We start from the raw sequence: 15,366 nt of genomic DNA, 5'->3' as shown, positions 1-15,366 counted from the left end.
CTTATGAATAACTATTATAATGCTCAGCTTCCTGATTTGCCAAAAAGCAGCCCTGCTCATGAGAACAGAGAACTCCTACTGCCTGTAAATAGGCATAGATGACCGTTGTTCCCACGAACTTCATGCCGCGTTTTTTCAAATCTTTTGATATACAATCAGACAGTTCTGAACTTGTCCGGCCGGTTTCACAGACTACTTTGCCATCTGTCCAATGCCAGATATAGTCCGAAAAGCTGCCGTACTCCTTCTGAATTTCCAAGAATGCCCATGCATTGGTAACGGCAGCCTGTATTTTCAGGCGGTTTCGTATGATGCCGGGATTACTCCGCAGTGCTTCCAGCTTGTCCTCAGTGTAAGCGCTGACTTTCTCCGTATCAAAATTGTCAAAAGCCACGCGAAAGGCATCTCGCTTGTTCAGAACACATTCCCAGGACAGGCCCGCCTGAAAGCACTCCAATATCAGCATTTCAAAGAGCTTCCGGTCATCATGCACCGGAATGCCCCACTCCTCATCGTGATAACGAATGTAACGCTCATTTCTCGGATTTGCCCAGCAGCATCGTATCTTACCATCTGTCCACTTCATCCATATACCGCCTTTCCAAAGTTTATTTTACCACAATATTGAATATCCAAGGTTTATCTCGTCGACAAGCACTTTCGTTCTGATCTACTGACAAATTTACGCAGCAATGGCATTGGCATTAACCTGCTCTATGGTTTTTCTGATTCCCAGCCATACATTTAAATCCGTAAATATGTCCACAATACTGCCCTGGTCCGTAAAAGGTGATTCCTGAAGAACCGAGAGATCCTTCAGCATCCCATTATGTACAATATATTCCACAATCTGATTCACAAAATAAATCTGTCTGCTGTCCAGGCAGGTATCATCCAGATATTGTGCAAAGGCAGCCTTAGCAGCATTCATGTCAAGCCCTACAATCTCACGAACAAATTCTCCAAGCGGTTTCTGTCCGTATTCTGCCTCATAATCCTGTTTGGTTCCCACTTCACTCCACAGAATTTTTTCCAGCGTTCTCATGTCATTATTGTCTAAAGGAATATTGGTTTTTAGCTTCGCTATCACTGCATTGTCCTGATGTTGACGTACATAATATTCTGCTTTTGCCTTATAATTTTTCAGATCATCATTTTCCAGTTCTGAATCCTTCCACTCCATGTTGAGAATCTCATCATCAAAATTTGTGTCATAGATCATTCTGTCTGCATCCGGAATATATTTCATCAGATCGCGGAGATTTTCTCTGATATGCTCAAATTCAGGAATCCCTGCATTGTCCAGATATCCTCCATGAAGAATCTTGTCTATCAGTTCTGCCTGCATCATAATCTCCGGAATGTTAGAAATCCCTGCCAGTGCAGAAACCTTCTTCAGCAGATCCTTTCGACCACGTCCATATTTCTTTTCTGCCAGATACGCCAGTTCAATTCCATACAGAAGAGCATCAAAACGCAAAGCTTTCGCATCATCATTTTCAGGTCTGATCAATGGAGATAATTCATCCCGCACTGCCAGAGTGTCCTCATAAGTAAGAACCTTATAATTTTCTTCAACAGCATAAATATCCACATATTTTAAGTGCTGACGCACCGCAAAATTTTCTCGGTTTAACTCCTGCACCTTTCCAGCCATATGCTCTACCAGAGATTTACGATAGGTAATCAATCGTTCTGTCTGATAAGCGGCTCCCTGCAATTTATAGGCAATCTCAAATTCCAGTTGAAAAATTGCTCCCTGAAGTGCGATCATATTTGCAGTGGCACGTCCTTTATTCATGCGGAAGAACTCAAAATTTCCACAGAAATCAAAAATATAGAATTTCTGCTTATCCTCTCCATCCATCAGGGCCGGGCACAAACGGGTACCTCGCCCGATCATCTGCCAGAATTTCGCCTTACTCATAACCTTTTTGAAAAATACCAGATTCAAAACTTCCGGCACATCAATTCCCGTATCCAGCATATCTACAGAGATTGCTATCTGAGGAAGCTTCTTTGAATCCGAAAACTCATCAATCGCACTCTGTGCATATTTCAGGCGATTATCAATCACCATGGCATATCCTGTCAGATGTGGGTATTCTTTTCCGAACACCTCATATATTTTCTCTGCATGACGGTGATTTTTCGCAAAAATAATGGTCTTTCCAATCTTGTTTCCATAATCTATCTTTAATCCGTTCGTCATCAGGATATGTAAAACCTTCTTTATGGTGTCCTCATTAAAAAGCCATTCATTTAATGCTGCCGAGCCAATACTTTCCGGCATTTCACCGTTTTCATCCTCAAAGGTATCCTCATAGACTTCCTTATCTTCCGGAGATAATTCATCATATACAATTCCATGCTCTATAAATTTCAGTGTAGTCTCCACAGACATAAAGTCAACCAGATAACCATCCTTCACTGCCTGCGCAAGCTCATAGCCATAAGTAGGGACACCGTTCTCCAGTTCAAAGATTTCATAGGTATTTTTATCAATTTCATCTTTTGGAGTAGCTGTCAGCCCAATCAGCGGAGCGTCAAAATAATTAAAAATATCCCTGTATTTATTGTAAATGGAACGATGTGCTTCATCACAGATCACCAGATCAAAATGTCCGCAGGTAAACAATTTTCCCTCTTTGTCCTGAATCGTATCTATACAGTTTATCATGGTCTGATAAGTAGAAAAAACACAATGAGCTGCATAGTTATCTTTCTCTTCGCACAAATTTGTAACAGATAAATCCGGCAGCAAATTGACAAAGCTTCGCTTAGCCTGTGTTACCAGTGAATTACGATCTGCCAGGAAAAGAATATTTTTTACCCATCCCTGCTCTGACAATACCTTGCAAAGTGCAATAACTGTACGTGTCTTTCCCGAACCTGTAGCCATAACAAGGAGAGCTTTTCTGCGATTTCTGGTGTCAAAACTGTCACAGACAGCCTTAATCGCAGCCTCCTGATAATATCGTCCTGCTATATTTTTGTCTATGGAAATCTGTCCCAGACCTGAGCGCATCTGTCTGAGATTAAACAATTTTTCCAGATCCCGTTTGGAATAAATTGCTGCAATTTTTCTCTCCGGATACTGGTTATCACAGATACGAACATCAAAACCATTGGTAAGAAATATCACCGGTCTTCTGCCTTGTTTCTGCTCAATCAGATCAGCATAAAGCTTCGCCTGCTGCCTGCCCTTTGCCACATCTGCACAGGTTCTCTTGGCTTCTATCACAGCCAGGATCTTACCATCATCACCAAGGAGAACATAATCTGCATATCCGACCTGTGACTTATTTGGCATACCCGGAATCCTGTATTCATTTATCCAGTTCTGTCCCTCAGTCCATCCTGCATCCTGCAGCATAGAATCAATGTAGATCTTTCGGGTTTCATATTCTGAAATATCCAGTGGTTTAGTCACGTATGTCTGCTGCTGTTCTTCACGACGGGCGGTCAGTTCTTCCCTCAGGGCAGCATTTTCCTTTAACAATTGTTCCAGTTTCAGATCCGTTTCTGACTGACCAGCCTGATCGCCGACCGGCTGACTAACTGACTGATCCGCTGTATGAACAGAATTTTCCTGCAGTAATGTAGAATCATAATTGCTGACAGTGTAATGATCTGCGTAACAATAAGCAACAAAATCCAGAAAAATATATAGATTTTGCAGACACAATTCTGCCTGTTCCTTCTTTACTTTCTGACCGGTATGGGCTGCAAAATTACCTGTTTTGCGTATAAATTCCATACGTTTCAAAAGATCTGCATCAATAATATCCCTGAATTCATCTGTACTCATCAGACTAACCAGTCTGTCATCCCATGGCATGACAAGGGCACTGTCCACAGAATACATCCATTTGACAGCAAATTCCATTGCCCGTCTGCAGTTAAGCACAGATGCCGCATAATCAAACTGAAAAATCCTTTCCGCAGAGATTGCTACATCTGCAAAATCTTTAAACTTTGGTTCATTTTTCAGGAAATCAAAATTAGTCATACTGACACCTCCCGAATCTTATGTGTTTTCACCCTGGAATACAGGGGAATTATAGGGTTGAAATTTTATACAATTTAGATTTGTCGACGGCTCGTACAAAATCTGCGAATTGGTTTTGAAGTTCTATTGGTGGCAACATTACAGGGATTTTCTTCAACTCTGTCTTTGTTATTGTCTTAGTTACAGCTCCATTGATACATCCAGAAATCAAAAACTCTCCGTAGTCTGTGTGTAAGTATTGATACAAATATGGCATCAGAATATTATCTTTTATTCTTACCATAATCTGATTCAATCCTAGTGATACAGGCCTATATTTCCGTACAATGATCTCTCAGTTTCTCGATACTTTCATCGGAAATCGTATTCTTTACCACTGTCTTTGTTTTAATTTTATGTATCCTTCTCATTGGACTTTTCAGAATATAATCTTCTTCCTCAAGCCATGAAAAAAAGCTTGATATATTTCTTCGAATATTATCAATGGTAACATTAGAACAGTTGCTGTTTTTCTGATAATCAGCCAGATATGTCCGTATCTCTTCGGTTGTAACTTTTCGCACAGAATTTCCCATTTGGGAAAGTAAATGCTCCACTGTTACCCGATAATACTGCAAGGTTCTTTCTGAACATCCTTCTATTTTCTTGGCATCCAGAAACATTTCCAGAAAATCTTTGTTTGGAATCTCTACTTTATCAGCTTCATTCTCTGCACATACTTTTAGCATTACTTCCTGAAGTTTTTTCATCTGTGCAATAGAAAGGTATTCTGACATCTCATTTAATATTTTTACAACTTTTTCTTCCATGCTGGTATACTCCCTCTTTATACCAGCATCCTTCAACCATTGTTTTTATAACATTTTATTTTCTCTGTAACTTTCATAAATATAAGATGGATTTTCATAGTAAACACTACTGTTATAATCATCTATTTTTTCGCTGATAAAGGAATTATAAACCTTGATCAGTGCATCAACTACCTCTATTTTCTCGCTGGCAGCTACCTGTTTTATCAAGCGTTTATATACTTTTCCAATATCCCAATGAGAGGGAATTGAATATTTGCATTCCTTGACATTATCGAACCTCCCTGTTGGTATGTGCGCCTCTGCAATAAAATCTTCACTAACCTGATCAATATTATCACAATGATACACATCTGCCAGATCATAGATTTTCTCCAGACGTTTCCTGCCTAATTGATTTACTACATCTGCACGAATATTTTTCGTTTTCCGCGAAATATAGTCAATCAGACTGCAAGTGTAAAACAGATCATTATCTTTCTTATCTTCCCGTCCGAGTCCTACCATTAAAGCACCTCACAATCCCTGTATTCCAGACATTTTAATGCATCTTTCGTACAAAATGCAATTTGATGAGTTGGATATTTGAATTTCGCAAGAACCCAGAACTGTTCTCTTGTAATAGTTCCATCAATATAATCAGAAACAAAATTGTAAATCTGATCATCTGCCATAGCACCAATTACAATATCATAATTGTGATCTTTCCCACTTCTGCAATCCACAATAAAATCCAACCATTCTTCAGACATTTCTGTAAATTCCTTAATATTAAGGTTAGTGTTCATCCGTACATCATAGATAGAAATAGCCTTTGTTTCATACCGTTTAGCCCATCGCTGTGCCTGTTCTTTAATAATCGTACAGTAAAAACCATAACCGAAATCTTTGGTGTTGCGACCTTTCCGAATTTCCGGCTTTTTTACAGGCTGATAGCCACCATGATACACCGTCATTTTTGCCATATAATCACCCTATTCTTCACGAAAACGTTAATAATAAATTCTGCTCCTATCCGAAATATTCCTGCATTAACGAATCAAATAGCATCTGGGTTTTATCCAGTGCTTTTTGAATTTCAACTTTAGATTTGTCTACGGCTCGTACAAAATCTGCAAACTGTATCTGTAACTTTAATGGTGGTTCATAAATGTCAAAGTCCAATACATCTTTCTGATTAATACTCGCTTGATTAACTGCTTGTTTCGCATGATTTACAATCTGATCATATACAAATCTGCTACATAGTAATCGACATACATACACTGGATGAAATCTCGTTGAATCAAAATGCATTCTCATCATATTTGATTCATATACTGTATCTTCTAAAAGTCCATTTATATGGGCACATTTTCCCAAATATTCAATGCTGTTTACTCGATTAATCACCACATCATCTTCATATAATAAATATTTTTGTCGCTCATTTTCAGAGCACCTTAATCTTTTTAAGGAAGAAAAATCCGTAACAACTCCATCATAAAATCCGTCTATTCTTAAAATGGGAATACCAGATCCATCTGTTACATAATCAGATTGTGGCTTATACATTCCATTTTGAGGTTCCACTGTTACTGCATTCTTAATTTTAATCTTTTTCCAGCCAAATTCATTTAGATATGCATCACCAAACATCTCGACAAATCGGGCTTTTATAAGGTCATCCAACTTTTTAAGCTCATAATTTCGTGATATTATGATATTCCTAGTTTTATCAAGAATATCTGCAATCAACTCTTGTTGTTCCTTTGGATACATTGGAATCTCGTAATCCTTTAACCACTCTGTGCTCATGTTTTTTTGCGCAACTCCTTTTGATGATTGAATACATTGCTGTTCAAAGAAAGCACTGTTTAAAACATGAAACAAATAATCCTTAGCTACTCTATCTGTTTTTAATCTCAAACAAGCAACACGTTGATTTAATGCAGCTGGCATAAATTCTTTTTTTAGAATAGCAACTCTTCCTACATTGCCTGTAAGCGCCATAAGAAGGTCTCCTTCTTCCAACATATACTTATCAAGTTCATTAGTTTCCAATGGATAAAATACTGGAGTATTATCTTCAATATATCCTTTTTGAACATTTGCAATTCTAATCACTCGAATACCTGAATCCACATAATTCTCACTCTTAAAAGCAAAACCATTTAAAATGTCACAAGCATCCCCTAACCTTATTTTTTTCATCCATTTATCCCCACAAACCTCAATTTATTCCCAACAACTCTTCCAAAGCCTGCATTTCTTCTCCAATTTTCATCTCGATTTCATGCAGCTCTGTCATGATTTCCTGTGTTGATGGGTATTCTACTGGTACATATTCAATTTCTTTGTATTTGTTAATGCTCAGATCATAGCCATTTTCTGCAATTTCTTCTTTAGGTACAAAGAAACTCTGATCTGTGCGTTTACGGTCAGTCTCTTTATCCAGGTTTCTGAAACGCTCTATGATATCCGGAATGTCATTTTCCTTCGTTTCTGTTCTCTTATCATCAAGGCTAAAACCATCCGCTTTCATATCATAAAACCAGACTTTATCAGTTCCACCATGTCCGGTTTTAGTAAAAATCAAAATAGCTGTAGATACTCCTGCATATGGTTTAAACACGCCGGAGGGCATGGAAATCACTGCTTCCAGACGGTTTTCTTCTACCAGGGCTTTTCTTATGGCTTTATGGGCAGTTGAGGAACCAAACAGAACTCCGTCCGGTACAATACATGCACATCTACCACCAATTTTCAGCATACGGATAAACAGTGCAAGAAACAGTAATTCTGTTTTCTTTGTTTTACATACTTTCAATAAATCTGCGCTTACAATATCGTAATCCAGACTTCCCTTAAATGGCGGATTAGCCAGAATCAAACTGTATTTTTCCTTGTCTGTATTCTGATCTGACAGACTGTCTCTGTACTCAATATATGGATTCTCCACACCATGGGTCATCATGTTCATTGCACCGATCCGAAGCATGGTCCTGTCCATATCATAACCATGGAACATGTGATTCATATAATGTTCCTTGTTTTGTCTGTTAAAAAGAACCTCCTGCTTTTTTTTATCTCGCAAATATTCACTTGCAGCAACCAGAAAACCAGACGTACCGCATGCCGGATCACAGATGATTTCATCTGCCTTAGGATCCATCATTTCCACCATCATTCGGATAATGTGCCTCGGTGTACGGAACTGACCATTTACGCCTGCCGTAGCAAGTTTTGAAAGCAGATATTCATATACATCGCCCCGGGTGTCTGCTGACTTAATCTGTTCCATCTGCTCATAAATGGCATCCATAGTAGTCACAATCTTATCCAGCATCAAAGGAGTCGGTACTTTAAAAATTGCATCTCTCATATATTTGGAATAGGCACTTTCCTTATCTCCATGGAGATTTTTTATAAACGGAAATACCCACTCCTGCATAGTGCTATACATTTTTGCAGCAGGAAAATCATGAAAAGTACTCCATTTCAGCTGGCTTCCATCAATTTTTCGGTCTCCAATCTGTATTTCCCCGGCAAATATACTCTTATGTGGCAGACCAAGCATTGCCGCCTCTTTTGCATGGATATTGTCTGCATCATCCAGATCGCGGATAAACATCAGATATGTCATCTGTTCAATTACATCCAGTGGATTAGTCAGTCCTCCTGTCCAGAATATTTCCCATAAATTATCAATTTTACTTTTTAATTCTCCGGTAACCATATCATTCGTTCTCCCTGTTCCAGACATAGGAAGTATATCTTCCTCCGCCTATTTTTATTATCTGATTGTTCTTTAGTAATTCGTTCAGTGTTCGCTGTATGGTTGTCTGACTGATTTCCGGACATTGAGCTGCAATTTCCGCTTTTGTAATCCTGCCATAGGAGTTTCTGATAATATCTTCAATACGATCAGATTTTGAAATTGTTTTGTCCGTAAGAATCTCCACCCTGTCCGCAAACTCCCGGTAGGCAGCAACTATAACCCCTAACATATATTTCACAAAGGGAGCATAATCATTTCTGCCTTCATGCCATTCCCATGAGCTTTCCTGCAAAGCTTCATAATAATTCTCTTTTGTGTCTGATATCAGTCTTTCAATACTAATATACTGACCAACATAATATTCCGACTTATACAAAATCAATAAAGTCAGAAGACGGCTCATTCTTCCGTTTCCATCATTAAATGGATGAATGCAAAGAAAATCCAGTATAAACATTGGAAACAACAGCAATATATCCATAAACTGCTTATTGACAGCATCCTTAAATGCATTGCATAAATCATTGACTGTTTCTGCTGTTTCCCATGCCGGAACCGGCTGAAATCTCACTCTTTTCGTTCCATCCGGAAGTTCTTCTGCAATCACATTATCCACAGACTTATAATTTCCTCCGTATCCATTGCCGCTAAATTTATACAAATCTCTGTGCAGTTGCAGAATCATATTTGAACTGACAGGAATATATTCATAGTTTTCATGAATCGTTGCCAGAACATCCCTGTATCCGGCAATTTCTTTTTCACTTCTTGTCTTTGGCAATGTTTTCTCGCGAACAATTTTCTTCAGCCGATCATCTGTTGTTATAATTCCCTCGATTCTGTTAGACGCTTCCGTACTTTGTATTCTGGCAATCTCCAGCAGCTCTGACAGTAATTCCTTTTGTACATTGTCTGCGGAATACCGGCCTCTATATTCATGGATCTGAGTAATATATGATACAATATCAGGAGTAAGCAATTTGCTGTATTCTTTCTCAAAATCAAAACTTCTCATCTATTATCCTCTCAGCGTGTAATATCATTGTCTTGCTCCCATTTTATCATTAATTTAGTCATAGCACAATTCAATTTAGTCATTTTGTGTACAAATGACTAAATTGAATTGCATATGGTGTAATTAAGATTTATCTATCTCACTCCCTCATAAATAAGCACCTTGTTCAGATTATTGCCCTATTATCCTGTTCAAAAATCCTTCGTCCGGATACTCCGGAATTTCGAAGAATACATCTATTTTCCCAGGTTCTGCGGAACGGTCTTCAAAGGCCGGGAAAATAAAGCCGCATTTTGGAGTTCCGGCATTGTAATCTTTATCTACCGGAGCCACCACACAGATCAGGAAACTGTATATTTCTTCTGACTCCCACTGTTCACTATGGTCTGAGCCTTTCTTTGGGATATCATATATTCCATGATAAATATAAATTCCAAACTCCTGTCCCTGCAGACGGTTTGTTTTATCCGAAGAATCTTTTGTATCACAGATTCCCTCTGCAAGCTGTTCACAGAGAGTCTGAACCAGAAGATCATCTTTTAATCCGTATTGTGATAATGCCATCAGTAGTTTATGGATGCTGTCATATGCCATATCCTCTTCAGGGAATTTATAACATTTTAACTGTTCATTTGTTTTGGAAAAAGGAATGGTTTTCGCAAGATCCAGATTTACCTGCTGATCATGTTTGCTCATATTTTTGAAGCTTACATTGAAGGTATTATCTATGTATCCTTCGTCATCTATATATGCTCCTGCTGCACGCACAAAGCAGTTTCTGGATAATGTCATTCTGCGGGTTAATTCCAGCATATCATTTCGGTTGATCTTTGTATCTTTTTTATTCATCAAAATGGTTCCATCCTCCAAAAATACCTTTATCGCTATGTCCTGTCTTATGTCCATTTTCATTATAATAATTCATAGTTCCAAATAATCCGGGACGACTATAACCTTTTTTACTCATATATATGTACCTCTTTTCTATCAGAAATAAATTTTCAGCAAAGTCCGAAAAACAGGGATTGCATTAACAAATACTGATTCAGTTAAGATATGGCAGATCAATCTTTATCTAATTCATTAATAATCCTCTTGTTCATAGAATCATAAGAATTCCAGTTTTCTTTTCTGGTGTTTATTTTTACCTGTTCACAGACGTATTTCAGAATCCACAAAATATCATCAACGCTTTTTCCTGTGCGTTCTTTGATCCATTCAGGAGTAACAGATACTATGTTATGCGCTGCTACATTTCTCACATTCTGCTCTATATTTACCAGTTCCTGTATTCTCTGCACCATTAACGTATCTGTACATTTCTTCTGGATAATTTCCAGTAGATGAGCAGAATATACCGGCCCATATCTGAATGGATAAAATTTTTGATTTAAAATATCCAGTATTTCACCGACAAGTCTGTTTTTGTCCCAGATTCTTTGATTATTTCGCTTATAATATCTGGTAATGTCAATATCACATGACTGTTCCAATACTATTTCAAGCAAATCTACACCTAACGGAGTAATCGCCCTGATAAAGTCAGCATATTCTCCCCGTTTTACCTTTAAATCCAGAGCCAGCATATATTCAAACAGGACTTTCTTTTCATTTTCTCCGCGTACTGCAGTAATAATCCCATTATTTTCCGGCAAAACCCTGTTCATCCTTGTCCAGTCCAGAAGCGAACGGGCATCTGCAGTTTCTAGCCACTGATATGCAACAGGACTTAAATCTTCTTTTATTTCTTTTCCCACAGCTAAAGCAGCATGATAATCATAGGCAAGTAAATGCTTCTTTATCATATCAATTTTCAAAAGACGCATTAAATTCAGGCATTTTACTTCCTGGCATCTGTTTTCTGCAGCTTCTTCATTGTCCATATTTAATTCCCAGTTGGCATCAACATCATACTCGTCCCGTTCTTCATGTTCTAAATTACTTTTCTTTTGTGGCGTTGAGACCTGAATTGGTAAAAATCTGTACTCAGACAGCGTTGCCATAACCAGCAATGCGCTCTTCATTGCAGGAGTTCCGGAAGCCATATTTACCAGCAGAATATCTTCCGGGCCCTTTTGTTCTTCTATTTCTGCAATAATCCGATGAAACTCATTATAAAATATATCATACTGCTGAACATCTATCATATCTGAGTTCTCAATAATGTGAATCTCAAATTTGTGATGCAGAAACTCTCCAAGCAACTCCAGGGTTTTTACATAACGGTTGTCCTTTTTATGATTCTCCATCATTTCCTTAGACAGATAAAGATATACAACATCCGGCTGATAATATCTGCATATGTGTATCATAGAGCCATCATATAAATATTTAATAGGATCTGTATTTCCAATTGGTGAAAACAAATATTTCTTTGCCATTTTTCTCCTCCGTTTTATCTATACATTTTTTAGTTAGATCAGAACAATCTCTTCATCAAATTCCGGCACTTCACCCCATGAAGTTACCTTGCCTTTTCCTGTTATTTTATATATTCGGACATTGTCCTCTGTTTTGTCAATATATCTCGGAATTTCTTCTATCAGTTTGTTATATCTCTGTGTTGTCAGCATTGCCTCAAAAGCTGACTTCTGAACACGTTTTCCATAACCGGACAAAAGTTTGGCAAGTTTTACCCTCTTACGATTATCTACAATATCGTAAATAATCAAAACAAATTCCTTATCTGATTCCAATTCATCAGATATCTGGAAATAATAATCTTCATCATCGTATGATAATTGGCTCATAAAGGCTTGCGTCTCCCTCCTCAATTGCTTTCGCCAGATGTTCCATCTGAAGAAAAATACCACGACGAAAGCTTACCGCGTAGTCTACATATTTTAAATATCTGACTTCTGTCTGAAATTTCCTCTCCAATTTATTTAAATACAGCTTTAAGCCATCCTTTGTTATATAGCATCCCGGTTCATCCATATTAAAATAGAAGTGATCTTTCAGGATTTCATGTCCATTAATCATACTCATCGCCGTAGCATCCACGATAATTGCCCGCCATTCTTCTATCATATCGCTGGCAAGAGTAGGATGCTTTTCCGCATCCCTGTGTATAAAACCAAAATATGGATTTAAGCCTTTCATTTCTACCTTACAATAGACCTCATTCATCAATATTGAATATCCAAGGCTTATCATAGAATTGAATTCATCTCTTGGCGGACGGCGGTTTCTTCCCTGAAAAGTAAAATTTTCATCTATGCAGGCTGACAATCCTTTGAAATAATACTTTGCAGCCTGCCCTTCAAAACCAATCATCTCTTCTATTCTATCACAGGTTAATACTTTGTTTCTGCAGATAGCTAACATTTTTTGTTCTTCTTCCAGATTTAAACCTTTACTTTTCTCATACCTGCGCAGCACTACGCTTTGATTTTTGATTTTTGCACTTAAAATTTTCATAGCAAGTTCCACAGCAAAACCTGTATCATAGAGTGCACATTGTTTTCTCTGACGTTCTACATTGACGTGACCTGTTGAGATTAATCTGCCAAAATATTTACCACCTTTTGAAAAGTAACTTACAGGAATTCCTCTCTGCATACATTCTTCTGCACACTGTGTCGTCATCTGAGATTGCCCCATAATTGTAATTCCATCCAGAGATTCTATAGGAAGCATTCGTTTCGAACCATCTTTTTGTTTTACGGTACAGCAGTTACCTTCTATTCCTATTGTTGCACCACTGTCATTTACATATAAAAGACTCATGATATCACCTCTGTTTCTCTAGTAACAATTCACTTTATTGCCAAATGTAACTGTTTCTAAATTTGAATACGAATTTCCATCCCCTATCGGGGAGCTACATTTCTCAATTTCGAGAAAGAGATTGATGAAATTTACGAACTCTTGTTTCCGTCCCCTATCGGGGAGCTACATTTCTCAATGAAAAATGAGAGGTTAATACTATGCTTAAATCAGGTTTCCGTCCCCTATCGGGGAGCTACATTTCTCAATAGGAGATGCCGCCACTAAGGTTAAAACTTTCACTGTTTCCGTCCCCTATCGGGGAGCTACATTTCTCAATCGTGAATCTGTGAATTCAAATAAATTTTATAATACAGTTTCCGTCCCCTATCGGGGAGCTACATTTCTCAATTGTTATTAATCCGTATGGCGATATTTTAAATATTATTTCCGTCCCCTATCGGGGAGCTACATTTCTCAATCTGAGCATTAATTTTATCAATCTTTGTACGAATTATTAATTTCTGTCCCCTATCGGGGAGCTACATTTCTCAATTTGAAACAGCACGTGAGGAAATGAAACACGCACAACATTTCCGTCCCCTATCGGGGAGCTACATTTCTCAATTATCTGTAAAGTTGATACATCAGCATATGATAAACGTGATTTCCGTCCCCTATCGGGGAGCTACATTTCTCAATAGAGCATGGGAACTAGTTAAGAAATCTGCAATGACAGATTTCCGTCCCCTATCGGGGAGCTACATTTCTCAATCAAATGTATTGAGTGAGTATGTGAAGAACGTCAATTTCCGTCCCCTATCGGGGAGCTACATTTCTCAATACAAGTGTATGGTGTATCGTTTGCAGGTCATAATATTTCCGTCCCCTATCGGGGAGCTACATTTCTCAATATTGCTGAAAAACTCGTAGAAAAAGAAACTTTAACAGGATTTCCGTCCCCTATCGGGGAGCTACATTTCTCAATTATAAAACAGTAAAGCGTTTTAGGCGTGAACGTTTAATTTCCGTCCCCTATCGGGGAGCTACATTTCTCAATGAAATCCTGATTTACCCATCTTCTACGTGGGATTATTTCCGTCCCCTATCGGGGAGCTACATTTCTCAATCAAACTTGCGGTTTGTTACGCTACGGATTAACCTATTTCCGTCCCCTATCGGGGAGCTACATTTCTCAATCAGCGTTCTACAAATTTAAAAGATTATCTTGAAGATTTCCGTCCCCTATCGGGGAGCTACATTTCTCAATGGGATTACATTTATGAAGAATTCAAGAAATTTGATTTCCGTCCCCTATCGGGGAGCTACATTTCTCAATCGGTGTTCAGGTACCGCATATCTTCCGGAATAAACATTTCCGTCCCCTATCGGGGAGCTACATTTCTCAATTTTTACATAAAAGCAACAAATTAACCTTGATTCCAATTTCCGTCCCCTATCGGGGAGCTACATTTCTCAATACCATCCCCGCAACCCCATGTCCTGTCTGGGACGAATAGGGGGATTGCGGGGGAAAAGTAATTTCATTGAAATACAGCCGTTTTGGAAAGTAAAAAGTTCTCACAAATCCAGTATTTAAGCCATGCGTGGCAAAATACGGTATTTTGCACATTTAAGAACAAAATGATCAAATAATATTTAATTCACATTCCCCCATCATATATTCTTTTCCCTGATATCTTGTACATTTTAAAATATGAGGGGATACTCCCATACGGGTATCTTTATAATGTTGATGGGTTTTAGGTACATTTGTTCTGTCAAAAATATTTTTTACAGTTTCAATGCCCTCTTTTTCTCCGAATAACGGGTAAATCACTGTCTTGGAAACGAAACCGCTTCCACCTCCCAGAAATACTGTATTCGGTTTTCTCCTGTCACTTCGCGGAAATTTCTTCTGGAAATTCTGATAATACTGTTCATAGAATAACTGTACTGCTTCCAAAATGTCTTTCTTTTTTATATTACAAAGCGTTTCATCAATTGTCAACGAATCATGAAAGCTTATCTCAGCCTATAATGAAAATAGGATACTGACTCC

General features: G+C 38.1%; 14 protein-coding genes, 1 pseudogene and 1 CRISPR repeat array. All 15 genes and pseudogenes read right to left on the bottom strand.

Features of this window, described 5'->3' with window-relative positions:
* Position 1: 1 nt before the first annotated feature.
* Entirely contained in the window at positions 2–586 is a 585-nt protein-coding gene (locus LJE11_RS10750; protein ID WP_008703355.1) for a DNA-3-methyladenine glycosylase I, read from the bottom strand.
* A 96-nt stretch (positions 587–682) separates the two neighbouring features.
* Positions 683–4,012 (bottom strand): DEAD/DEAH box helicase family protein, encoded by a 3,330-nt coding sequence (locus LJE11_RS10745; RefSeq protein WP_008703356.1) that lies wholly within the window; start codon positions 4,010–4,012, stop codon positions 683–685.
* 49 nt (positions 4,013–4,061) lie between these two features.
* The gene (locus LJE11_RS20805; protein ID WP_242832807.1) at positions 4,062–4,268 is read right to left on the bottom strand and encodes a restriction endonuclease subunit S; all 207 of its coding nucleotides are present in this window, start codon (positions 4,266–4,268) and stop codon (positions 4,062–4,064) included.
* Between the two features lie 61 nt (positions 4,269–4,329).
* Positions 4,330–4,821: pseudogene (locus LJE11_RS10735) on the bottom strand (site-specific integrase); the annotation flags it as partial.
* 45 nt (positions 4,822–4,866) lie between these two features.
* Positions 4,867–5,328, bottom strand: a complete 462-nt coding sequence (locus LJE11_RS10730; RefSeq protein ID WP_020993945.1) for a hypothetical protein — start codon at positions 5,326–5,328, stop codon at positions 4,867–4,869.
* Positions 5,328–5,786 carry a DUF3990 domain-containing protein gene (locus LJE11_RS10725; RefSeq protein WP_008703363.1) on the bottom strand — a complete coding sequence of 153 codons (459 nt, stop codon included), beginning with the start codon at positions 5,784–5,786 and terminating at the stop codon, positions 5,328–5,330. Before LJE11_RS10725 ends, LJE11_RS10730 begins: the two co-directional genes overlap by 1 nt.
* 46 nt (positions 5,787–5,832) lie before the next feature.
* Positions 5,833–7,014 carry a restriction endonuclease subunit S gene (locus LJE11_RS10720; protein WP_008703365.1) on the bottom strand — a complete coding sequence of 394 codons (1,182 nt, stop codon included), beginning with the start codon at positions 7,012–7,014 and terminating at the stop codon, positions 5,833–5,835.
* Positions 7,015–7,033: 19 nt separating this feature from the next.
* Positions 7,034–8,539 (bottom strand): class I SAM-dependent DNA methyltransferase, encoded by a 1,506-nt coding sequence (locus LJE11_RS10715; protein WP_020993946.1) that lies wholly within the window; start codon positions 8,537–8,539, stop codon positions 7,034–7,036.
* Between the two features lies 1 nt (position 8,540).
* On the bottom strand, positions 8,541–9,596 hold the full coding sequence (locus tag LJE11_RS10710) for a Fic family protein (RefSeq protein WP_008703367.1): 1,056 nt from the start codon (positions 9,594–9,596) through the stop codon (positions 8,541–8,543).
* 171 nt (positions 9,597–9,767) lie between these two features.
* The gene (locus LJE11_RS10705) at positions 9,768–10,445 is read right to left on the bottom strand and encodes a DUF4317 family protein (protein WP_008703368.1); all 678 of its coding nucleotides are present in this window, start codon (positions 10,443–10,445) and stop codon (positions 9,768–9,770) included.
* The gene (locus LJE11_RS19815; protein ID WP_008703369.1) at positions 10,438–10,563 is read right to left on the bottom strand and encodes a hypothetical protein; all 126 of its coding nucleotides are present in this window, start codon (positions 10,561–10,563) and stop codon (positions 10,438–10,440) included. Before LJE11_RS19815 ends, LJE11_RS10705 begins: the two co-directional genes overlap by 8 nt.
* Positions 10,564–10,660: 97 nt before the next feature.
* Entirely contained in the window at positions 10,661–11,977 is a 1,317-nt protein-coding gene (csm6, locus tag LJE11_RS10700; protein WP_008703370.1) for a type III-A CRISPR-associated CARF protein Csm6, read from the bottom strand.
* A gap of 33 nt (positions 11,978–12,010) precedes the next feature.
* A complete protein-coding gene (cas2, locus tag LJE11_RS10695; RefSeq protein ID WP_020993948.1) occupies positions 12,011–12,346 on the bottom strand; it encodes a CRISPR-associated endonuclease Cas2 in 336 nt (111 codons plus the stop codon).
* Complete coding sequence (gene cas1 / locus LJE11_RS10690) at positions 12,324–13,325, bottom strand: CRISPR-associated endonuclease Cas1 (protein ID WP_008703374.1); 1,002 nt, start codon at positions 13,323–13,325, stop codon at positions 12,324–12,326. Before cas1 ends, cas2 begins: the two co-directional genes overlap by 23 nt.
* A gap of 72 nt (positions 13,326–13,397) precedes the next feature.
* A CRISPR array of direct repeats spans positions 13,398–14,785; the repeat unit is 36 nt; unit sequence ATTTCCGTCCCCTATCGGGGAGCTACATTTCTCAAT.
* 167 nt (positions 14,786–14,952) lie between these two features.
* Positions 14,953–15,270, bottom strand: a complete 318-nt coding sequence (locus LJE11_RS10685; protein WP_227295972.1) for a hypothetical protein — start codon at positions 15,268–15,270, stop codon at positions 14,953–14,955.
* Positions 15,271–15,366: the final 96 nt, after the last annotated feature.

The sequence above is a fragment of the Blautia sp. DFI.1.216 genome, from assembly GCF_020594215.1.
Taxonomy (GTDB): Bacteria; Bacillota; Clostridia; order Lachnospirales; family Lachnospiraceae; genus Blautia_A; species Blautia_A wexlerae.
Note: the sequence above shows the minus strand (reverse complement) of the source record. Positions and strands in the feature narration are given on the sequence as shown.